Below are 20,923 nucleotides of genomic sequence, written 5' to 3'. Positions count from 1 at the left end.
CCCGCCCCTCCCGCCCACATCGCGATCGGGGCAACTTGTGGTGGGTGTCGCACCCCCGACACGCGCCAAAAGTTACCCCGCTTCGGGTTTGGGATGGGTGAGGTGGGTGGGGAGGGGTGAGGTGAGGTGGTTTGGGTGGGGTGGGTGGGGGTCAGCGTGTCGGCGCACGTGGGGCGCGGTACCATTGTTCAATGAACCATCACCGCGTAACCACTGAGGCCTAGGTCATGGCGACCATTCGTGACGTCGCCCGCCTCGCCGGGGTTTCAGCAGGCACCGTGAGCAATGTGCTCAACCGCCCCTCGTACGTGAGCGTCGACACTCGCGAGCGGGTGCTGCAGGCGATCTCCGAGCTCGAATTCGTCCCTGATCAACGCTCCCGCCAGTTTCGCCCGGGGCGCACGCGCACCATTGGAATCACTGTCGCCGAGTTGGGCAACCCCTTTTTCGTTGACGTCGCGCTCGGTGCGGAGGCCGTCTGCCGCGAGCGTGACTTCGGCGTCGTGCTCTGCAACAGCTCCTACGATCCGCAACTCGAATCCCAGAACCTCGATCTCCTCGTGCAGCAGCGAGTACAGGGCATCATCATCTCGCCGGTCGACGAGCAGAGTTCGCGACTGAACATGCTGAAGGACCGGGGCGTGCCAATGGTCTTCGTTGACCGGGTCGGAGATGACCGCGACGTCTGGTCCGTGATGATCGACGATAAAGAAGGCGGGCGCCTCGGCGCGCGACACCTCGTCTCGCGCGGGCACCGTCGCATCGCGTTCCTCGGCCATCCGCACCGCTCGCCGAAGGTGCGGCTGCGATACGAGGGTGCTCGCGAGGTGGTGCTGCAGTCCGCGGGAGACATCACGCTCGAGGTCGTCAATACTGCGTCGTGGACAATCGACGAGGGACGGCGACTGGGCGCGGCGCTCGCCACGCGGCCACACGATAAACGCCCCAGCGCAGTGCTCTGCGCCAACGACATGCTCGCACTCGGGCTCATTCAAACGCTGGTCGGCGCCGGCGTGCGCGTACCAGAGGACATTGCCGTCGTGGGCTACGACGACATCGAGTGGGCGTCGATCGGCGCGGTCCCGCTCACCACGGTGTCGCAACCGCGCGAACTGCTTGGGCGCACCGCTGTCGAGATGATGATCAGCCTCATCGATCGATCGGGACCGATGCCAGAGGCGAACCACATCGTGCTCGCACCCGAACTGGTGGTGCGCGCCTCTACGTGATCGAGCGAACGCAAATGGTCCCCGCGCGATCAGCGCAGGGACCATTTGCGTGTTCTGGAACGCTCGGGAATGCTTAGAACGCGGGCTCGACATCCTCGACGTTGTCAGCCGTCACTACCGTGAGCGGGATCGGGATGCGCGCCTCGACCTTTTCACCCGCGGCGGCCTGCAGAATCGTCTCGAGCGCGAGCTTGCCATCCTCGACGGGCGACTGCACGATCGTCGCGTAAAACTGACCATCCCGAATCGACTCGAACGCATCCTTCTGCCCATTGATGCCAACGATCGGAGGAATCTCCTTGGGATCCTTCCCGGCTTCCGCCCAGGCATCGATGAAGCCCCGTGCCATCGTGTCGTCGTTCGCGTAGACGCCGTCAATGTCGTCACCGAACCGAGTGATGAGGTCACGGCTCGCGACAAGCGCCTTCTGCTGATCAAAATCGGCGTTCACCGTCTGCAGCACCTCGATGTCCGATCCGAGCTCCTTGAGTTGCTCGGTGAATCCGTCGGTGCGGCCGATGCTCGTGCCGTTGCCCGCCTGACCGGCGATGATCACCACGCCGCCCGTGCCCCCGAGCGCCTCGTCCATTGCCTTGGCCGAGAGCACGCCCTCCTCGTGCACGTCGGGGCCGGTAAAGCTCGCGACCAGTTCGAGCGCCTTATCGTCCATCGGCGAGTTAATGAGCACGACGGGAATACCCGCCGTCTGTGCCTGAATCAGGCCGGGAATGTACGCCTGCGGATCAAGCGGCCAGAGCACGATGCCGTCGGGGCTCCGCCCGATGCACGTCGTGAGCTGTTCGGTACCGGTCTGCACGTCGAAGTCCTGGCTCAGCATCGTGACCTTCGCCCCGGCTTCGTCCGCTGCCGCCTGGAACGCCTCGTTTGCGGGGGTGGCGTACGCGTGAGATTCTGCGGCCGTGATGTAACAAATCTCTTTGCCTGAGCCGTCTGCCGCTCCGTCTCCCGACGCGGCTTTCGCGTCGCCGCCGCCTGTGGAGCACGAGGCGAGCAGCAGGGCGGCAGCGAGCGCTGTGCCGCCAATGAATACCTTCTTTATCATGCGGGTGTCCTTTCGGTTTCCTGAGTGGGAGCGGCGGTTCTCTTCGATGAGAGCCGCCGCAGCAGTGCAGCGGGTGAAACGTCGGTGCCACGCTTCGCGTGGGTGAGTCGGTCAAGCAGAATGAGTAGCAGCAGGATCGCCCCGGTTACGATGTCTTGCACATACGCCGGGATGCTCTGGTACTCCATCGCCGTCGTCAGTGCCGCCAGGGTAAGCAGCCCGCCGAGGGTGCCGAGCGCTGACCCCACCCCGCCCTCAAGCCGAGTGCCGCCGATAACGACTGCGGCAATCGCGGTCAGCACGATGGTGTCGCCGAAAACCGGCGAACCCGTGTTCGATGCGATCCCGAACGTCACTCCAGCGAGCCCCGCCATGAGTCCGCTGAATGCGAACGCGCCGAACAGGTACCAGCGCGACCGGATGCCGCTCGCCGCGGCGCTCGTCGCATTGCTGCCGACCGCAAACAGATTGCGACCGGAGACCATCCGTGTCAGCCAGACATGCAGCAGGAGGATCAGCACCACGAAGATGAAGACTCGCGCCGAGAGTGTGCCGAGCACCGGTTGCGTCAGCGGGATCCCGAAGAACGGATCGATGCCGCTGACCGGCCGCGAATCGGTGATGAGGTGGCACACTGCTCGAAACAGCAGCATTGATGCGAGGGTTGCGACGAGTGAATTGATGCGCAGCAGCACTACCAACACGCCGTTGATGCAGCCGGCGAGCAGGCCGACGCCGAGGCCGACAATTGCTGCGGGCACCTGACCAAGTGACTCCTGCAGACCAACGGCTGCGATACCGGAGAGGGCGAGGATCGCGCCGCCCGAGAGGTCGAGTTGCCCGGCGATGAGCACGACCGTGAGCCCGATCGCGATCAGTCCCATCGTTGCGACGCGGTCGACGCCGAGGCTCAGCGTTCTGCCCTCGAAGAATCCCGGCACAAACGTCGCGGCGATCACCAGGGTCGCGACCAGAATCACGATGACGCGGTACCGCACGAGCCCGAGGAGCGCGAGGCTCCATCCACTCTGCTGAGTGATTGCAGTACTCATGAGCGGCCTCCCTTCCGTCGGAGGTAGATGTCGAGTGAAACCGCCCCCACGATGAGCAAGCCCTTTGCGATGCCCTGCACCGCGGTCGGCACCCCCTGCAGCACGAGGATGTTGTTGAGAAGCGCCACGAACAGCAGCCCGCCGATCGCGCGTGGAATGCTGCCGGCACCGCCGAGCAGACTGATGCCGCCGACAACCACCGCGGTGATCGCGTCGAACTCATACCCGACACCGATCGCGGGCCGCGCGGTCTGGAGCGTGATGCCGAGCAGTGCGCCCGCCAGCCCACTGAGACCGGCGGTCATCACGAACGCTGTGGCGCGCGTGCGCGCCAGTGGCACCGCACTCGCGCGGGTCGCATCGGGATTACTGCCCGCCGCGTACACCCAGCGGCCGAGCGTCGTTCGCGAGAGCACGAGATGGCCGATGACCGCCACGACGACGAACATGATCACGATCACCGGGATCCCGAACACACGACTGTTGACGAACGCCTGTGCCGCGGTGTCAGTGCCGTAGACGATGACCCCGCCGACGCTCCACTGCGCGATGCCCAGCACGATCGTGCTGACGCCGAGCGTCGTAATCACGGGATTGATGCGGGCGTAGCCGATCAGCACTCCGTTAACCACGCCAGCGCCGCACGCCGCGAGGATGCCGACGAGTGCTGCGGGGAAGGTACCAATTGCGGGCTGCAGTCCAAGGGTCAGAATCGCGCCGACCGCAACGGTGGCGGGCACGGAGAGATCGGCGAGCCCGCGCGTAATGAACACGAAGGTCATGCCGACGACGATCACGCCGAGTATCGAGATGTTGATCAGCACGTTGACGAGATTGCCGAACGAGAAGAAGCGGTCGGAGAGCACGGCTCCGATGATCAACAGCAGCACGATGCCAACCGGCATGCCGATCAGCGGCCCGAGCCGAGCGCCGAGATTCGCGCGCGTGACCCGGCTCGTCCCGGGAACGCCGGTCACCGTCGTATCGAGTTTCGCGTCGATGTTCGTGCCACTCATGAGCGCACCGCCTCCCCGGTTGCTGCGTGCATGACCGTGGCCTCGGTGGCCTCGGTCCGATCGAGCTCGGCCGACACGTGCCCCTCGTGGAGCACGTAGATGCGGTCGCTCACAGCGAGCACCTCCGGCAACTCCGACGAGATCAGCAGGATCGCCGTTCCCGCCGCTGCGAGCGCGCCGATGATTTCGTGGATGTCTGCCTTGGCGCCGACGTCGACACCGCGCGTGGGTTCGTCGAGAATCAATACGCGGGGCTTGGCCGCAAGCCACTTCGCGATGACCACTTTCTGCTGATTGCCACCACTGAGCGTGTCAACCGCGCGCTCGATCACGGGCGGCGAGACGCCAAGAGTCTCGACCTGATCTCGCACCATCGCGCGCTCGCGGGTGCGCGAGATCCACCCGCCGGTCGAGAGCGACGACAGTACGGGCAGTGAGACATTGTCTTTGATCGACGCCGAATGCACGATGCCGTCGCGTTTCCGATCTTCAGGAACGTAGGCGATGCCAGCGGCCAGACCCTGGGCCGGCGTCCGGGCGAAAACGTCGCGGCCATCGACGCGTACCGTACCCGACTGAGCCCGATCGAGCCCGAAAACAGCGCGTGCAACCTCGGTGCGACCGGCGCCCACGAGCCCCGCAAGACCCACGATCTCGCCCGCCCTGACAGACACAGAAACATCGGCAAACGCGCCCGGTCGGGTCAGCGCGTCGACTTCGAGCACCACGTCGCCGATGGGCACCTCTCGCTTCGGAAAAATATCGGTGAGGTCACGACCGACCATGAGTCGAATCATCTCCCCCGCAGTGAGCCCGTCCGCCGATCGAGTCTCAATCTGGCGACCGTCGCGCAACACCGTCACCTGATCGGCCAACTCGAGCACCTCACGCAGACGATGACTGATGTAGATAATCGCGATGCCATCTGCGCGCATCCGCCGCACGATGTGGAACAGCGCCTGCGCCTCGTGCTCGCTGAGCGACGATGTGGGCTCATCGAGCACGATGATGCTGGGCCGCTGCGCGTAGGCCTTCGCGATTTCTACGATCTGCTGCTGGCTCACGGTGAGCGAACCCAGGATCGCCGCCGGGTCGATACGCGCATCGAACGCGTCGAGCACGACCGCCGCCGCCTCGGAGAGCGCGCGTCGACGCACGAAGCCAAACCGTGACGGCGTCGCACCGAGCATGATGTTCTCTGCGACAGTGAGGTCGGGAACGAGATTCAGTTCCTGATAGACCATGCCGATACCTCGACTGCGGGCGTCAATCGGCCCAGAGATACGTGTCTCTGCGCCGTCGAGACTGATGGTGCCGCCGTCTGGCTGATACACCCCGGCAAGGATCTTCATCAGCGTCGACTTGCCCGCACCGTTCTCGCCGACGACCGCGTGAACCTCCCCCGCGCGGGCAATCAGATCGACGTCGGAGAGCGCCCGGATCCCGGGGAACGACTTTGAGATGCCTCGCATCTCCAGGGCCACACTCATGCTGATCCTCCCCGTTCGCCCGGGTGCCCAGCACGACTCGAGCCGAAATGAAACTCGATCCGGTAATCGACGCTCTCGCCGGACTCGAGCATGGGCAGCACTCCCGCTTCGCGCGCGGCCGCGCGCCCACGGGTCCAGTCGACATTCGTCGGCTCGAGGCCGAGCACGTAGTGACCCTCGCCGAGCATCTTCCACTGGTGCAGCGCGGGAAGCGTCGCGGTGTCGAAACGAATCGCGATCCTGACATCGCGTGCGGGGTTATCGAGCGAGACCTCAGCGACGCCCCGACCCGCGAAGTCGTGCTGAAACACCTGCTCGGCGTACCCTGCGGTGGGAGCAGCGACCTCAAACCAACGAGCGAGCCCGCGCTCGGCGTCACTGTCACGCGGTGACACTGAGTTGGCGGGAACCTCGAGCACCGCACCCGCATCGAGCAGCGGCCAGCCGAGGTTCGCGTGGTACAGCACCATGTGGCCAGCCGCGGCAGCGCCCTCATTCGTAACGCGGTCGTCAACCGTGATCGATGCACCGCCGAGTGGCACGCTGATGCGACGGCGCAGCACGAGATTGTCGCCAAAGACGCTCGCCTGACGCACTTCAGCTTCAACGATCACTTCAGTGTCGGTGACCTGTGCCCGCGTGACCACCGCTGGCACCGAGCCGATGCGGCCGTGCATGGGGTAGTCGGTACCTTCGTCGGTGCTCGCCGGGCCGTACGTGTCGAGCCCGCAGGTCGCGAGCAGCCCGCCGCCAAAGGAGCGCAGCCACTCCCGTCCCGCATCGACCGTGAGCCCGGGCGCTACAAATCCGGTCGGCGAATGCCACGCGATCGGGGTACCGAGATATGACACGGCGCCTATGTCGAGGGCGCGATCCGGGTGGAGGTCAACGGTGAGGCCCCCGCCCGAGCGCAGCACGAGCCGCCGCGCGCCTCGTCCCGCGCCCTGATTCTCGGTGAAGTCGTCGATGCTCGCGAGCTGCCGCGGCGAGCCCACGCGACGCCTGGCCTCTGCAAGCGGCTGCCCGAACAGCAGCGGTTCGTCAGCCACGATTACAGCCCCAATTCGCCGCGCTCGGCCGCGAGCTGTTGATTGCCCGGGCCGAAGTGCTTCAAGATCACGAGATCATCAGTGGTCGACGTGTTGACGACTCGCACGCCCTCGGCCACCGCACCCGCCGTAATGAAGAACTCGTCGCTCGAAAACTGGCCGTAGCGGATGCTCGAGATGGCGGCGATGTGTTTGCCGCCGACGCTGCCGTGGCCAGCGACAGCGATGAGCCCGTGTGCGTCGCGGTCGGCGATCGTGACCGAACCACCGGGCGCGACGGTCAGCTCCTTGGCGCTGAATGCCGCCGCTCGGTACGTAATCCATCGCTCAACGTACTCGGGCGACCCCGCGCGGCTTTCCAGGGTTTCGACGGGCGGGGTGAATCGGTGGCTCCAGAATTCGGCGTCGACGTTCAGATCCCAGTCGGCGAGGTCGACGATGAAGTCGAGATCTCCCACTTTGTCGGTCGGTACGTCCTTCCACATCAGCTCGTCGGGCACCTCGCGGTTGTTCGACCACGACTCGGTCATAGCAAACACGTCGCAGGCCGCCTGCGGCTCGTAGGTGCACATGCTCGCCGGCGCGTGCAGAACGCCCGCCGGCACATCCCACCCGGTTCCGGGCGTGATGCGGTACGCCTTCGACAGATCGGTGATGCGGTTGTCGCCGCCGCGAAGGAACGCCTCCAGCTTGTCGCGCAGCTGCTCCCTAGACGTCTCGGGGTGGAGACCGAAGAAGGTGTAGGGGAACTGGCCGCCGTGATTGTTCATCTGCGGCGGGAAGTAATAGGCCTCAGGCTTGCCGGGCTTGCCCACCAGCGCGGCGTGCTCGTCACGATGGTGAATATGGAACGGCAGCGGGAATTCGTTGTCGAAGAACTTCGAGTACATCGGCCACAATCCGTGCGATGCCCAGAGTCCGCCGATCGCGTCGCCCTGCGCGTGCGCGATGAGCTCGTCGAGCGGGATCACGCCGCCGTCGGGGTCGCGCACGAGACTGAGACCCTCGAACGGGTCGGTGCGCGGGCCGTTTTCGGCGCGAATCGCGCTGGCCAACCAGCGTTCATCAATACCACCGCGGTCTTTGCCCAGCGGGAAGTAATCGTCGGGGTGCAGCCGAATGCGTTTACCGGGGGTACAGAATGCCCGCGGCACCCACGCCGGTGCGAGGCGCAGCACGCCGCTCGCATCGTTCATTGCGCGCTCGATAGCCGCTTCCGAACTCGTGACGCCTGCATATGGGCCCGCTTGTGCCATTGCTCACTCCTTTGTGGTCGTGCAAGACTTCGTCATCACTCCTGGTTCATTGAACCGTAAGTGCTTCAATGAAGCTACCAAATGTTTGCCGATTGCACAACAGCGAAGGCATTCACGTTGCGCATTCGCCGGCGCCGCCCGCGATCGGGGTAACTTTTGGTGCGTGTCGGGCGTGCGACACGCACCAAAAGTTACCCCGCTCCGGATTTGGTTAGGGGGGGGTAAGAGGGGCGCGACGCGTGGGCGTCAGGATCGGGAGTTGCCCTGCAGCGCCCTGTCGACCGTCACGCCGAGCGCGCGCCACGGCGCGGCATCCGCCTCGCTGAACTCGTCGTCCGTAATGAGGCGCGAAACGTCGGTCGCGGGCACCACCGCATGCTGGCCGAACCCGGAGGCCTTCGACGAATCGAACAGCCCAATCACGAGCTGCGCCGCCGAGGCCATCGCGCGCTTCGTCTCCGCCTCAGAGAACGAGCGCTCGAGCAGCCCCTGCTCGGGCGACAGTGCTGACACCCCGAGAAACGCGAGGTCGATCGTGCCGTAACCGCGCAGCACTTCGGCCGGGAACCCTACCGTGGAGAACGAGGTGCGCCGCACCGTGCCGCCCAGCACCACGACGGCGGGGCCATTGCGCTCGGCGAGCTGACTTGCGACGCGTAGCGAGTTCGTGACGACGGTGACATCGGTGCGATCCGAGAGTTCGAGCGCGAGGTAGTAGCCGGTCGACGACGAATCGATCACGATCACCGCGTCGGCGCCAACGAGCTCAGCCGCGCGCCGCGCCACTGCGCGCTTCGCGCCGACGCGCTGCCCGAGCCGCTCGGCGAGCGGCCCCTCTTCTGCGGAGCGCAGCCGAGCACCGCCCCGCACCCGCTCGATCACGGCGCTGCGCACGAGGCGATCGAGATCTTTTCGCACCGTCACGGCCGACACACCCAGATGCTCTGCGAGCTCCCCGACCGGCACGAGTTCGCGGCCCTCGAGGAAGCCCAGGATGCGCTCGTCGCGCTGCTCTGCCGGTGGGGTCATAGTGGGTCACTCTATCGCGATCCTGCCTCGCAAAGCGAGACTTGAAAGCGAATCAACTTTCAAACGCAATTAACCATGCTTGTGTTCGAAAGATCATCTCTCTATTCTTGATCCATACCCCCGGAGCTCGAAAGGCCGCCAATGACGCACACCGATCCCACCGCCCAGGCACTCATCGCCCGCTCGAACCGGTTGGGCGCCGACAAGAAGAACACGAACTTCGCCGGCGGCAACACCTCCGCCAAGGGCTTCACGAAAGATCCGGTGACCGGTGAAGACGTCGAGCTCATGTGGGTGAAGGGATCGGGCGGCGACCTGGGCACGCTCACCGCCGCCGGGCTTTCAGCGCTGCGCATCGATCGCCTGCGTGCGCTCGTGAACGTCTACCCCGGCCTCGACCGCGAAGACGAGATGGTCGCGGCGCTCGACTACTGTCTGCACGGCAAGGGCGGAGCCGCCCCGTCGATCGACACCGCAATGCACGGCCTCGTTGACGCCGCGCACGTCGACCACCTGCACCCCGACTCCGGCATCGCCATCGCGACCGCCGCCGACGGGGAGGCGCTGACCGCCAAAATCTTCGGCGACCGGGTCGTGTGGGTGCCCTGGCGCCGACCCGGCTTCCAGCTCGGTCTCGACATCGCCGCCATCAAGGCTGAGAACCCGACCGCGATCGGCTGCATTCTCGGCGGCCACGGCATCACTGCCTGGGGCGACACGAGCGAGGAGAGCGAACAGAACTCGCTCTGGATCATCGACACCGCTGCCGCCTACATTGCCGAGCACGGGTCTCCCGAGCCGTTCGGTGGCGTCGTCGCAGGTTTCGAGCCGCTCCCCGAGGCGGATCGCCTCGCACGCGCCGCCCAGCTCGCCCCCGTGGTGCGCGGCATCGCCAGCACCGACAAGCCGATGGTCGGCCACTTCACCGACGCTGACGCGGTGCTCGACTTCCTGTCGCGCGAAAAGCTCGCGCCGCTCGCGGCGCTCGGCACGAGCTGCCCCGACCACTTCCTGCGCACCAAGGTGAAGCCCCTCGTGCTCGACCTGCCCGCGACGGCGACCGCCGAAGAGCAGATCGCCCGCCTGCACGAGCTGCACGAGGCCTACCGCAACGACTACCGCGCGTACTACGAGGCGCACGCCGACGACGCGAGCCCCGCAATGCGCGGTGCCGATCCGCTGATCGTGCTCGTGCCGGGCGTCGGCATGTTCAGCTACGGCGCGAACAAGCAGACCGCGCGCGTCGCGGGCGAGTTCTACATCAACGCGATCAACGTGATGCGCGGCGCCGAGTCGCTTTCCACGTACGCGCCCATCAGCGACGCCGAGAAGTTCCGCATCGAGTACTGGGCACTCGAAGAGGCGAAGCTGCAGCGACTGCCGAAGCCGAAGTCTCACCAGGGGCGCATCGCATTCGTCACCGGCGCTGCCTCGGGTATCGGCAAGGCCATTGCCACCCGTCTCGCGGCAGAGGGCGCCTGCGTCGTCGTCGCTGATCTCGATCTTGAGAAGGCTCAGTCGGCGGCTGCCGAACTCGGCAACACCGACGTCGCGATCGGCGTCGCAGCGAACGTGGCCGACGCCGCGGCCGTGCAGCGCGCAATCGACGCCGCCGTGCTCGCGTTCGGCGGCATTGATCTCGTCGTGAACAACGCGGGGCTCTCACTTTCGAAGCCACTGCTCGAGACGACCGAGGCCGACTGGAATCTGCAGCACGACGTCATGGCGAAGGGCTCGTTCCTCGTCGCTCAGGCCGCGGCACGCGCGATGATCGCGCAGAAGCTCGGTGGCGACGTGATCTACATCTCGTCGAAGAACAGCGTGTTCGCCGGCCCCAACAACATCGCCTACTCCGCGACGAAGGCCGACCAGGCCCACCAGGTACGGCTGCTCGCGGTCGAGCTCGGCGAGCACGGCATTCGCGTGAACGGCATCAACCCCGACGGCGTTGTGCGCGGATCCGGCATCTTCGCCGCAGGCTGGGGTGCAAACCGCGCCGCGACCTACGGCGTGAAGGAAGAGGATCTCGGTCAGTACTACGCGAACCGCACGATCCTGAAGCGCGAGGTCGTCCCCGAGAACGTCGCCGACGCGGTGTACGTGCTCACCGGCCCCGAGCTGACGCGCACCACGGGGCTCCACATTCCGGTCGACTCGGGCGTCGCGGCCGCCTTCCTGCGATGACCGAGATCGTGGGCACAGCCGTCGCGGCCGTCGATCTCGGGGCCACGAGCGGCCGCGTCATCGTCGGCCGCATCGAGCAGAGCGACGACGGCCCGGTGCTGCGCACCCAGCACATCGCCCGCTTCGCAAACGACCCGGTGCGCACGAGCGACGGCCTGCACTGGAAATTCCTCGAGTTGTATAGCCAGGCGCTGCAGGGCTTGGCCGCGGCCGAGCGGAGCGCGCCCGGAGAGATCGCCTCGATCGGCATCGATTCGTGGGCTGTCGACTACGGCCTGCTGCGGCATGGCCGCCTCCTCGGCGTGCCGTATCACTACCGCGATGCACGCTGCGACACCGGCGTTGCCGCGGTTCAGGCACGCGTATCGGCCGAGCAGCTGTACGCGAGCAACGGCCTGCAGCACCTCACCTTCAACACGATCTTCCAGCTCGCGGCCGAAGACGGCCTCCTCGACGTGGCCGATCGCATGCTGCTCGTGCCCGACCTCCTGAACTACTGGCTCACTGGTATCGAGGCGGCTGAGCGCAGCAATGCGTCCACTACCGGGCTGCTGGATCCGCGCACCCGCGCGTGGCACACCGATCTGGCGAGTGCGGCCGGGATTCCTGCTCGCATTCTGCCGCCGCTCATCGACGCGGGCACGCGGTTAGGCCCGCTTACCGGGGAGGCCGCGTCGGTCATCGGCCGCGCGATCGACGTTGTCGCGGTGGCATCACACGACACCGCCTCTGCCGTTGCTGCGGTTCCGGCGACGCGATCCGACTTCGCTTATATCTCGTGCGGCACCTGGGGCCTCGTGGGCCTCGAACTCGACGCGCCAGTGCTCACCGAAGCCGCTCGGCTCGCCAACTTCACCAACGAGGGCGGGATCGAGGGCACCACGCGATTCCTGCACAACGTGATGGGAACGTGGCTGTTCTCAGAGTCGCTGCGCTACTGGGAGCCCGGTGCGACCAACGCGCAGCGGTCGAGCATGCTCGGCGAACTGCTCGCCGAGGCAGAGAGCGTCACCGGCCCGATCCCGGTCTTCGATGCGAACGATCCCCAGTTTCTGCCGCCGGGAGACCTGCCCGACCGCATCGTGCGCTGGTTCGAATCGCGAGGCGAGCGCGCTCCGCAGGGGCGTGCCGAAACCGTCCGCTCGATTACCGAAAGCCTCGCCGTTGCGTTCGCCGACGCCGTCGAGACCGCCTGTCGCCTCGCCGACCGCGAGGTGTCGGTGATTCACGTCGTTGGCGGCGGATCGCAAAACGCTCTGCTGTGCCAGCGTCTCGCCGATCGTTCGGGCCTCGAAGTGCTCGCCGGCCCCGTCGAGGCGACCGCGATGGGCAATCTGCTCGTTCAGGCGCAGACGCTCGGACTCATCGCGCCCGGACTCAGTGAGTTGCGCGCCGTCGTGGCCCGATCCACCGCCCCCATCCGTTACACCCCCGCTTCGCGTTAGGTTTCAGTTATGGTTTCCCGTCAGTTTCCCAACCCCGTCGAGCTCCTCGACCTCATGCAATTCAAACGCCCCGAACTCGACGCCAAAAAACGCCGACTCAACAACGCCCTCACCATCAACGACCTCCGCACCATCGCGAAACGCCGCACCCCCAAAGCCGCATTCGACTACACCGACGGCGCCGCAGAAGGCGAACTCTCCCTCGCCCGCGCCCGCCAAGCCTTCGAAGACGTCGAATTCCACCCCGGCATCCTGAAACCCGCCACCAACATCGACACCACCGTCGAGATCCTCGGCGCACCCTCAGCACTCCCCTTCGGCATCGCCCCCACCGGATTCACCCGCCTCATGCACACCGAAGGCGAAACCGCAGGCGCCAGCGCAGCAGGCGAGGCAGGCATCCCGTTCACCCTCTCCACCCTCGGCACCACCTCCATCGAGAACGTGAAAGCCGCAAACCCACACGGACGCAACTGGTTCCAGCTCTACGTCATGAAAGACCGCGAAATCTCCTACGGCCTCGTCACACGCGCCGCAGCCGCCGGGTTCGACACCCTGCAATTCACCGTCGATACCCCCGTCGCCGGCGCCCGCCTGCGAGACAAACGCAACGGATTCTCCATCCCACCCCAACTCACCCTCGGCACGATCATCAACGCGATCCCACGACCGTGGTGGTGGATCGATTTCCTCACCACCCCGAAACTCGAATTCGCGTCCCTCTCCACCACCGGCGGCACCGTCGGGGAACTCCTCAACGCCGCCATGGACCCCACGATCAGCTACGACGACCTGAAAGTGATTCGCGAGATGTGGCCCGGCAAACTCGTCGTGAAAGGCGTGCAAACCGTCGAAGACGCCACGAAACTCACCGACCACGGCATCGACGGCATCATCCTCTCGAACCACGGCGGACGACAACTCGACCGCGCACCCATCCCGTTCCACCTCCTCCCACAAGTCGTGCAAGAAGTCGGCCGCGACACGACCGTGATGGTCGATACCGGCATCATGAACGGCGCAGACATCGTCGCCGCGATCGCGCAGGGCGCGAAATTCACCCTCATCGGCCGAGCCTACCTCTACGGACTCATGGCCGGCGGACGCGCCGGAGTAGACCGCACCATCGCGATCCTCCGCGACGAAATCGAACGCACCATGAAACTCCTCGGCGTCGCATCGATCGCGGAACTCGAACCCGCCCACGTCACCCAACTCCAACGCCTCGCCCCGATCGAGCCCGGCGCCGCGGCCCGCGCACGCACGGGCCACTAACCCGCCACCGCCCCCACCCCCACCCGCTTCCGCCCTTTCGCGAGCGGGGTAACTTTTGGGGGGTGTCGCGCCCACGACACGCCCTACAAGTTACCCCGCTCGCGAGGGCGGATCGGCGCCCAGCGGGCAGACAGGGTCGGGCGCCCCGCTCAGGGGAAGGGGAGCGAAGCGCCCGACAGTGTGACGCCTCCCGGGGAAGGGGGAAGCCTCACACCTACCAACTGCATCGCGCCACCCGAAAGTGACGGTCGACCGATTTAATCGGGTATTCGGACGTAGCCGTGCAGTCCACGCAACTCGGCTCGCGGCAATGAAAGGTTACCGATTGACCGTGCGTTGCCAATACTGCGCGAAGAATCGTGCAGGCGAACACGGGTGAGACTGCCAACCGCGGCAAGCGCCGATCCTGATCCTGCTGTATGCCCATCCGTGAGCGGCCCTTGAGCCACCGCAATCGCAATGATGGGCACGAGTGTGAGCGACACTGCGGCAAGCACGGCGTTTTCGCGGCACAGTTTGCTCACGAGTGCCCGGCAGTTGACGCACCTTTCGAGATGACGTCGAATCGCCGCCTGTTTACGACAATGCCAGCCGCCGCGAATGTAACGCGGAAGCGACTCCGCGATATGCCGATGCACGCCCTCACCTTCGAGCGACACTCGTTGGCGTAACCAAGCAACCCGCAACCCCTCCTTCGCGCGCCGAAGCAGTTGCGACGTCGAATTCGGACTGAGCTGAAGCTCTGCTGCAATCTGTGCTCTGGGCATTTCCCTCACAAGCGCAAGCAGGAGCACTTCTTGCCATCGCCGAGGCAGCTCGTTGAAAGCGTCCACCATGTTGCGAACGGATTCCTCACGTTCGATGGGCTCATGTGTCTCGTCAACGGGAGCCGCTTCTACCTCAGCGCGAGAGACGACCCGCAGGTTGCGTTTGTAAGTGCGCGCTGCAAGATTTCTAACGGTCGCGAGCAGATAGGGGCGAAAATCGCTGCTCGGGCCTCGTCCTCGTTGAAGCTGTCCCCAGACCGCGGTGAAGGCCTCCGATACGACGTCCTCTGCCTCGGTTCGTGCCAGGGTTCTGGCCGCTGCGAATGCTCGATTATGGTGTCGCTGCCAGAGCAGCGCGAATGCCTGGTGGTCCCCAGACCGCGACTTGGCGACCAATTCGGTGTCGTCCGCGTCCGCGCTCGGGGACACGCGTTGTTCGTCGCTCATGACCCTCCCCCTCGCTCGTGGAGGCCGGCCCGAATCTCCCGCAGACCATCGTCGGGACTCGATCTGATGGATGCAGCGATTACCTCATACACGCATTGCGTTGAGCTTAAGAAGAGTTATGGCATTAGAAGGTTTTCGGACTTAAGTTGTCTCGATTTTCGTGCGCATCGCCGCGAGCGGGGTAACTCTTGACGCGTGTCGCGCGGCCGACACGCGCGAGAAGTTACCCCGCTCCGAAGGGGTGAGCCGGGTCTCGACAGCAGGGTCGAATGCGCCCGCGCCGAGAGGAACACGCGCAACCGCTCACAAGCGGCGCTCCAGGCTGAACGGCGCAAGTTATCCACATATTCTGACCGGCTCCCACCGGCTCGTGCGCGACGACTCACACTTGCAAGATGTCGCACAGAAAGAGCATCGAGTTTGCCCCCGAGGCATATCGCGCTGCCGAGCTCATTGCCGGCGGCGTGCCCGCGCACCGTCTTCGCGCTCGCGACATTCGGCGTCTGAGCCGCGGTCTGGTGCTGCACCCGGAGTACGACTTCGACGCATTCAGTTACCGCGCCCGTTGCATCGCCGTCGGTATGACGCTGCGACCCGAGCATTTTCTGTCGCGAAGGTCAGCCGCGACAGTGTTCGGCATTCCGTGCCCGCTTCCGGTGCGCGGCCGAGTCGATGTTGGATCCTTCTCCCCGCACCGGGCACCCCAACACCGAATCGTCGAAGGCCATCGCGTCAAGAGCGGGGTTCTGAACTGGCAACGGACTGACGGAATCACGATCCCATCGGCAGCGGACGTGTGGTGTCAATTGGCAGCGGTGGTGTCATTTCCGGATCTCGTCGCCGCGGGCGACTCTCTCTTGTCGGGGGCGCGAGTACTCGGAGGTGGGGGCGGCCGCACGGATTCGCTGTGCACTCCTGCTGACCTCGAACTCGCACGCCTGCGTCATCGCAATACGCACGGTGCACCACTGCGCAAACGCGCAATTGCACTGCTCCGGTGGCCGGTGGATTCGCCGCCAGAGACATACGTGCGGTTAGCGATTGTTGACGCAGGTTTCGACGAACCCGTCGTGAACTGTCGTGTCGTGACTCGCCTACGGGTGTTACACGCCGACCTCGGTTACCCGCTCTTGCGCATCGCAATCGAGTACGAGGGCGGCTACCATTTCGCGAGCACCGAGCAACTGCGATGGGACGCTGCCCGACGCAAGCAAATGACGAACGCCGGCTGGACGGTGATCATCGTCATGGACGACGATCTCAGTGATATGGCCGATATGCTCACAACCCTGGCAGAGGCAATCGAATCGGCCCTGGCGCGGCTCAACCAAGCTACGCGCATCAGCTAACACAGCAGCACGGACGCACCGCGGCGCACACCGCGGTGCGGACCGCTGCGCCCGGAAGCGGGGCACACCGCTGCGCCCGGAAGCGGGGTAACTTGTGACGCGTGTCGGGTACGCGACACGCGTCACAAGTTACCCCGCTCGCAAACGCCCCGCTCGCAACAGCACCGCTCGCACCAGCACCGCTCGCAACAGCCCCTCCACCAACGGCACCACTAGTGGTGGACCGGGTGGCGGCGTTCCAGCGCCGCGCCCTCCACGTCAACGTTGGGGATGATGCGGTCGAGCCACTTGGGCAGCCACCAGGCGCCACGTCCGACGAGGTGCATCAGTGCGGGCACGAGCAGCATGCGCACCACGATCGCGTCGAGCAGCACGCCCAGCGCGAGTCCGAAGCCCATCGACTTGATCATCACCGAATCGGACGCGATAAACCCGCCGAACACCGCGACCATGATGATCGCCGCGGCGATCACCACCGTGCGCCCGGCGCGGAACCCCTGCGCCACCGCGAGTTTCGCGGGCGCCCCGTGCGCGTAAGCCTCGCGCATGCCGGTCGCCAGGAAGAGCTGGTAATCCATCGCGAGACCAAACAGAATGCCGACGAGAATCACCGGCAAGAAGCTCAGGATCGGCCCGGGGTTGTGCACACCGAGCCACTCCCCTAGCCAGCCCCACTGGAACACCGCGGTGACCGCACCGTAGGTCGCGAACAGCGACAGCACGAAGCCACCGGTCGCGATCAGCGGCACGACGAGGGAGCGGAACACCATCACCATGATCAGGAACGAAAGCCCCACCACGACCACCAAATAGAGCGGCAGCACGTCTTGCAGCCCCTCAGAAATGTCGATGTTGATGGCGGCTTGCCCGGCGACGCCGAGCGCGTAGTCGCCATCAATGGGCGGCATTTCGCGCAGATCACGCACGAGCGTCTCGGTCGAGAGACTATTAGGCCCCTCCGCTGGCACTACCTGGAACGCCGCGAGGCGGTGATCGTCGGAGACGGCGACCGGAGCGACCGCCTTGACGTCGTCCATGGCGGCGAGCTTTCCGGCGACGGCGACCTGCGCGTCGAGCACGCCGTCATCGTCGAGCCCCTTGGGCAATGCCGCGGTGATGAGCAGCGGACCGTTCGCTCCCTCTCCGAACGCCTCGTTCGTCAGGGTGTACGCGCGGTACGCGGTGGATCCCTCGGCCTCCGACCCGCCGTCGGGCAGTCCGAGGCGCATCGACATCGAGGGGATCGCGATGACGAGCAACACGATGGTGGCGACGATCGTCGTGATGATCGCGCGGGCGTTCGTCATGGGCTTCACGCCGCCACGAACCGGCACACTCGCGGCAGCAGATGCACCCGCGGCACCAGCACGCGCCGGATCGGCCTCAACGGCGACTCCGGCGGCGATCTCGGCCCGCGCCCGCGCCTTGCGGCTGAGCAGACGCGTCCCGGCGAGGCCGAGCAGCGCTGGCGTGAGCGACACCGCGATCAGCACGGCGACGGCGACGCTGACCGCACCGGCGGTGCCCATCAGACCGAGGAACGGAATGCCGGTGATATTCAGTGCGAGTAGCGCAACGATCACCGTCGTGCCCGCGAAGACGACCGCGTTACCCGCGGTGCCGTTGGCGAGCCCGATCGATTCGACGACGCCCGCGCCCTGCAGCAGCTGTTTGCGGTGCCGGTAGAGAATGAAGAGCGAGTAGTCGATGCCGACTGCGAGCCCGAGCATCACGCCGAGAATGGGCGTCACCGACGCCATCTGCGTGACCCCGGAGAACGACAGCGTTGCCATTGCGCCGATTCCGACGCCGACGAGCGCCGTGACGATCGGGAAGGCGGCGGCGAGAATCGAACCGAGCACCACGATCAGCACGATCGCCGCGATCACCACGCCGACGGCCTCGCCCACCCCGAGAATCTCTGGCACGCCCTGCGAGATGTCGGTCGACAGCGCGACCTCGACGCCGTCGATCTCGGTGCCTTCAAAATGCTCGATGACGGCGTCTTTCGTCTCCTGGGAGAGGTCGAGTCGCGGTTCTGTGAACGAAACGTTGACGAGCGCCGTAGCGCCGTCGTCCGAGACGACGCCAATGCCGTCGGCGTACGACGCGAGCTTCGCGCCCTGTTCGAGCTTCCTCTGGTTTGCGTCGAGCTCGGCGACGGCGTCATCGAGCTGCTGCTGGCGCGCATCGAGTTCGGCGTTCCCCGCGTCGAGCTGTTGCTGCTGCGCGGCAAGCGCTTCAAGCTGCGGAGCGAGCTGCGCCTCGGGCAGGCCCGCCGCCGAGAGCTGAGCATTCGCTGCGTCCAGCTGCGTTTGACCAGCGGCGATTTGCTCGCGGGCGGCGTCGAGCTGATCCTGCCCCGCCGCTGCCTGCGTGCGCCCGTCTTCGATCTGCTTGCGACCGTCGGCGATCTGCTGCTGCTGATCGGAGAGCTGCTGCTGGGCGTCGAACGGGTCGATGACATCGGCGACGTCGGGTAGGTCTTTTGCCCCGTCCGCGAGCTTCGAAATGTCGGATCGCTGCGCTTCGGTCAGCGCCTCGCCGCTCGTCGAGTGGAAGACCACGGTGCCAGAGGCCCCGCTGAAGTCGGGCAGCGACTTTTCAAGCTTCTCGAGCACCTTGCCCGAGGCGGTGCCTGGCACATCGAAGCTCGAGCTCAGGCCCTTGAAACCGACGAGAAAGCCGCCGACCGCGATGCCGAGAATGACCACCCAAGCGAGAATCACCGTCCAGGCGCGCCGTGCGGCGAAGGTTCCTAAACGGTGCAGCAGCTCGGCCATGCGTTCTCCCTATGTCGCGCGGTGGCCGCAGCAGGGGTGGCAGCGTCGGTGGCCGCCATCGTCGTCGACCAGCACGGGATAAGATAACACGAACCGTCTCGTCTTTACTGATCGGAGCATTCGTGGCAGCGAACTCGCGCGGCGCAGCGACCTTGCGCAGCGCAGCGACCTCGCGCAGCGGACCTGTGCGCAGTGAGGCAGCGCGCCAGGCGATCCTGCAGGCGGCCATTGAGATTCTTGCCGAGCGCGGTTACGACCACCTCGCCATCGAGGGCATCGCAGCGCGGGCGGGCGTCGGCAAGCAGACCATCTATCGCTGGTGGAAGTCGAAGAGCGCGATCATCGCGGAGGCGCTGCTCGAGGGCATGATCCTGCGCGAGCGCCTCGACGTACCCAACACGGGTGACATTCGCCGCGACCTCACGAGCTGGTTTCGCGCGATCACCGAGGTGCTCCTCAGCCCGCAGGGCGAGGGGCTCGCGCGGTCTCTCATCGCGGCCGCGACCGACAATGCGGACGTGGCCCAGCGGCTGCGCGACACCATTGCGGGATCGGGATCCGGCGCACTTTCGGCGCGGCTGACCGCCGCCATCGGCAGCGAGCCGAATCTGCAGCCGGGCGCCCCGGTCGACGACATTGCAGAGGCGCTCGTCGGCGCGCTACTGCTGCGGGCGCTCAGCCGATCATCGCTCGACGAGGCCGCAATCTCGGCGCTCGTCACGGTCGCCGTGGGCCCGCGACCCGAGTGAGATCTAACTGAACAGACCGGCGCGGTCGCGGCGGGCGCCCGGTCAGTCGCCGCTACGCCGCCAGGTGCTTCGCGATGCGGTGCTCGAGGCCGAGCTTCACACCGGCCCACTCGGGGTGCGTGATCGAGAACGATACGGTATCGCGCAGGTACCCGGCGGCGGGGCGCAGGTGCGCGCGCAGCACGCCGTCCTGCTTGGCCCCGAGGCGCGCAATCGCCGCGCGGGACTGGTGATTGTTGTGGTCCGTGCGAAACTCGACCGCCGTGCAGCCCCAGACCTCAAAGGCGTGCTGCAGCAGTAGCAGTTTTGATTCCGGGTTCGTGCCCGTCGACTGCGCGCTGAGCGCGTTCCACGTGGAACCAATCTCGACGCGCGGGGTGATCGAGTCAATGTTCATGAACGTTGTCATGCCGATGATCGCGCCGGTGTCGTTGCGTCGCGCGGTGAACGGGAGCATCGATCCCGCCTCTTGCAGGCCGAGTCGCCTGCGAATCTCGGTTTCCATCTCGTCGGGCGCCGGAATCGAGGTGTACCAGAGCTTCCACAGCTCGCCGTCGGAGACCGCTGCGGCGAGGCCCTCCAGGTGTGCAAGGGCGAGGGGCTCGAGCGTGACGAGGGATCCGCGGAGTGTGCCGGGGTGATCAAGTGCCATGTGCGCCATTCTGCACCCCGCGCGCGGGTGAGCGAAATTTCACGTCACAGTGCACTTTCCGGCGCGCGAGTGTGGTGGGCTGGGATTC

At 65.9% G+C, this 20,923-nt stretch carries 16 protein-coding genes; 6 read left to right on the top strand and 10 right to left on the bottom strand.

Annotated elements, in window-relative coordinates:
- The first annotated feature begins 227 nt into the window (after window positions 1-227).
- On the top strand, window positions 228-1,229 hold the full coding sequence (locus tag ACFWHR_RS02015) for a LacI family DNA-binding transcriptional regulator (RefSeq protein ID WP_382446596.1): 1,002 nt from the start codon (window positions 228-230) through the stop codon (window positions 1,227-1,229).
- A gap of 73 nt (window positions 1,230-1,302) precedes the next feature.
- On the opposite strand, the gene ACFWHR_RS02010 is transcribed toward ACFWHR_RS02015, so the two are convergent.
- The 7 genes from ACFWHR_RS02010 to ACFWHR_RS01980 all read right to left on the bottom strand — a co-directional run bounded on the left by ACFWHR_RS02010 (window position 1,303) and on the right by ACFWHR_RS01980 (window position 9,184).
- Window positions 1,303-2,292: a sugar ABC transporter substrate-binding protein gene (locus tag ACFWHR_RS02010; RefSeq protein WP_382446595.1), complete on the bottom strand. Its 990-nt coding sequence runs from the start codon at window positions 2,290-2,292 to the stop codon at window positions 1,303-1,305.
- Complete coding sequence (locus ACFWHR_RS02005) at window positions 2,289-3,344, bottom strand: ABC transporter permease (protein WP_382446594.1); 1,056 nt, start codon at window positions 3,342-3,344, stop codon at window positions 2,289-2,291. Before ACFWHR_RS02005 ends, ACFWHR_RS02010 begins: the two co-directional genes overlap by 4 nt.
- Window positions 3,341-4,360 carry an ABC transporter permease gene (locus ACFWHR_RS02000; RefSeq protein WP_382446593.1) on the bottom strand — a complete coding sequence of 340 codons (1,020 nt, stop codon included), beginning with the start codon at window positions 4,358-4,360 and terminating at the stop codon, window positions 3,341-3,343. Before ACFWHR_RS02000 ends, ACFWHR_RS02005 begins: the two co-directional genes overlap by 4 nt.
- On the bottom strand, window positions 4,357-5,850 hold the full coding sequence (locus tag ACFWHR_RS01995; protein ID WP_382446592.1) for a sugar ABC transporter ATP-binding protein: 1,494 nt from the start codon (window positions 5,848-5,850) through the stop codon (window positions 4,357-4,359). The genes ACFWHR_RS02000 and ACFWHR_RS01995 overlap by 4 nt, the downstream gene beginning before the upstream one ends.
- Window positions 5,847-6,899 carry an aldose 1-epimerase family protein gene (locus ACFWHR_RS01990; protein WP_382446591.1) on the bottom strand — a complete coding sequence of 351 codons (1,053 nt, stop codon included), beginning with the start codon at window positions 6,897-6,899 and terminating at the stop codon, window positions 5,847-5,849. Before ACFWHR_RS01990 ends, ACFWHR_RS01995 begins: the two co-directional genes overlap by 4 nt.
- A 2-nt stretch (window positions 6,900-6,901) precedes the next feature.
- A complete protein-coding gene (locus ACFWHR_RS01985) occupies window positions 6,902-8,155 on the bottom strand; it encodes a hypothetical protein (protein ID WP_382446590.1) in 1,254 nt (417 codons plus the stop codon).
- Between the two features lie 246 nt (window positions 8,156-8,401).
- The gene (locus ACFWHR_RS01980; RefSeq protein ID WP_382446589.1) at window positions 8,402-9,184 is read right to left on the bottom strand and encodes a DeoR/GlpR family DNA-binding transcription regulator; all 783 of its coding nucleotides are present in this window, start codon (window positions 9,182-9,184) and stop codon (window positions 8,402-8,404) included.
- 141 nt (window positions 9,185-9,325) lie between these two features.
- On the opposite strand from ACFWHR_RS01980, the gene ACFWHR_RS01975 reads away from it, so the two are divergent.
- From ACFWHR_RS01975 to ACFWHR_RS01965, 3 genes are read left to right on the top strand one after another with little or no spacing between them, the layout of a single operon-like run.
- Complete coding sequence (locus tag ACFWHR_RS01975; protein WP_382446588.1) at window positions 9,326-11,368, top strand: bifunctional aldolase/short-chain dehydrogenase; 2,043 nt, start codon at window positions 9,326-9,328, stop codon at window positions 11,366-11,368.
- Window positions 11,365-12,813 (top strand): rhamnulokinase family protein, encoded by a 1,449-nt coding sequence (locus ACFWHR_RS01970; protein WP_382446587.1) that lies wholly within the window; start codon window positions 11,365-11,367, stop codon window positions 12,811-12,813. The genes ACFWHR_RS01975 and ACFWHR_RS01970 overlap by 4 nt, the downstream gene beginning before the upstream one ends.
- A gap of 9 nt (window positions 12,814-12,822) precedes the next feature.
- Window positions 12,823-14,088 carry an alpha-hydroxy-acid oxidizing protein gene (locus ACFWHR_RS01965; RefSeq protein WP_382446586.1) on the top strand — a complete coding sequence of 422 codons (1,266 nt, stop codon included), beginning with the start codon at window positions 12,823-12,825 and terminating at the stop codon, window positions 14,086-14,088.
- A gap of 257 nt (window positions 14,089-14,345) precedes the next feature.
- Here the strand turns inward: ACFWHR_RS01965 and ACFWHR_RS01960 are convergent, their stop codons facing one another.
- Entirely contained in the window at window positions 14,346-15,302 is a 957-nt protein-coding gene (locus ACFWHR_RS01960) for an RNA polymerase sigma factor (RefSeq protein WP_382446585.1), read from the bottom strand.
- Between the two features lie 395 nt (window positions 15,303-15,697).
- On the opposite strand from ACFWHR_RS01960, the gene ACFWHR_RS01955 reads away from it, so the two are divergent.
- Window positions 15,698-16,651: a hypothetical protein gene (locus ACFWHR_RS01955; protein ID WP_382446584.1), complete on the top strand. Its 954-nt coding sequence runs from the start codon at window positions 15,698-15,700 to the stop codon at window positions 16,649-16,651.
- A gap of 212 nt (window positions 16,652-16,863) precedes the next feature.
- Here the strand turns inward: ACFWHR_RS01955 and ACFWHR_RS01950 are convergent, their stop codons facing one another.
- Window positions 16,864-19,434 (bottom strand): MMPL family transporter, encoded by a 2,571-nt coding sequence (locus ACFWHR_RS01950; protein ID WP_382446583.1) that lies wholly within the window; start codon window positions 19,432-19,434, stop codon window positions 16,864-16,866.
- A gap of 122 nt (window positions 19,435-19,556) precedes the next feature.
- Between ACFWHR_RS01950 and ACFWHR_RS01945 the strand changes: the two genes are divergently transcribed.
- Entirely contained in the window at window positions 19,557-20,183 is a 627-nt protein-coding gene (locus ACFWHR_RS01945) for a TetR/AcrR family transcriptional regulator (protein WP_382446582.1), read from the top strand.
- 52 nt (window positions 20,184-20,235) lie between these two features.
- On the opposite strand, the gene ACFWHR_RS01940 is transcribed toward ACFWHR_RS01945, so the two are convergent.
- Window positions 20,236-20,835 carry a GNAT family N-acetyltransferase gene (locus ACFWHR_RS01940; RefSeq protein ID WP_382446581.1) on the bottom strand — a complete coding sequence of 200 codons (600 nt, stop codon included), beginning with the start codon at window positions 20,833-20,835 and terminating at the stop codon, window positions 20,236-20,238.
- Between the last annotated feature and the right edge of the window lie 88 nt (window positions 20,836-20,923).

The organism is Leucobacter sp. NPDC058333 (assembly GCF_042726155.1).
In the GTDB taxonomy this organism is placed as follows: domain Bacteria; phylum Actinomycetota; class Actinomycetes; order Actinomycetales; family Microbacteriaceae; genus Leucobacter.
This window is presented reverse-complemented; position numbering and strand designations above follow the sequence as displayed.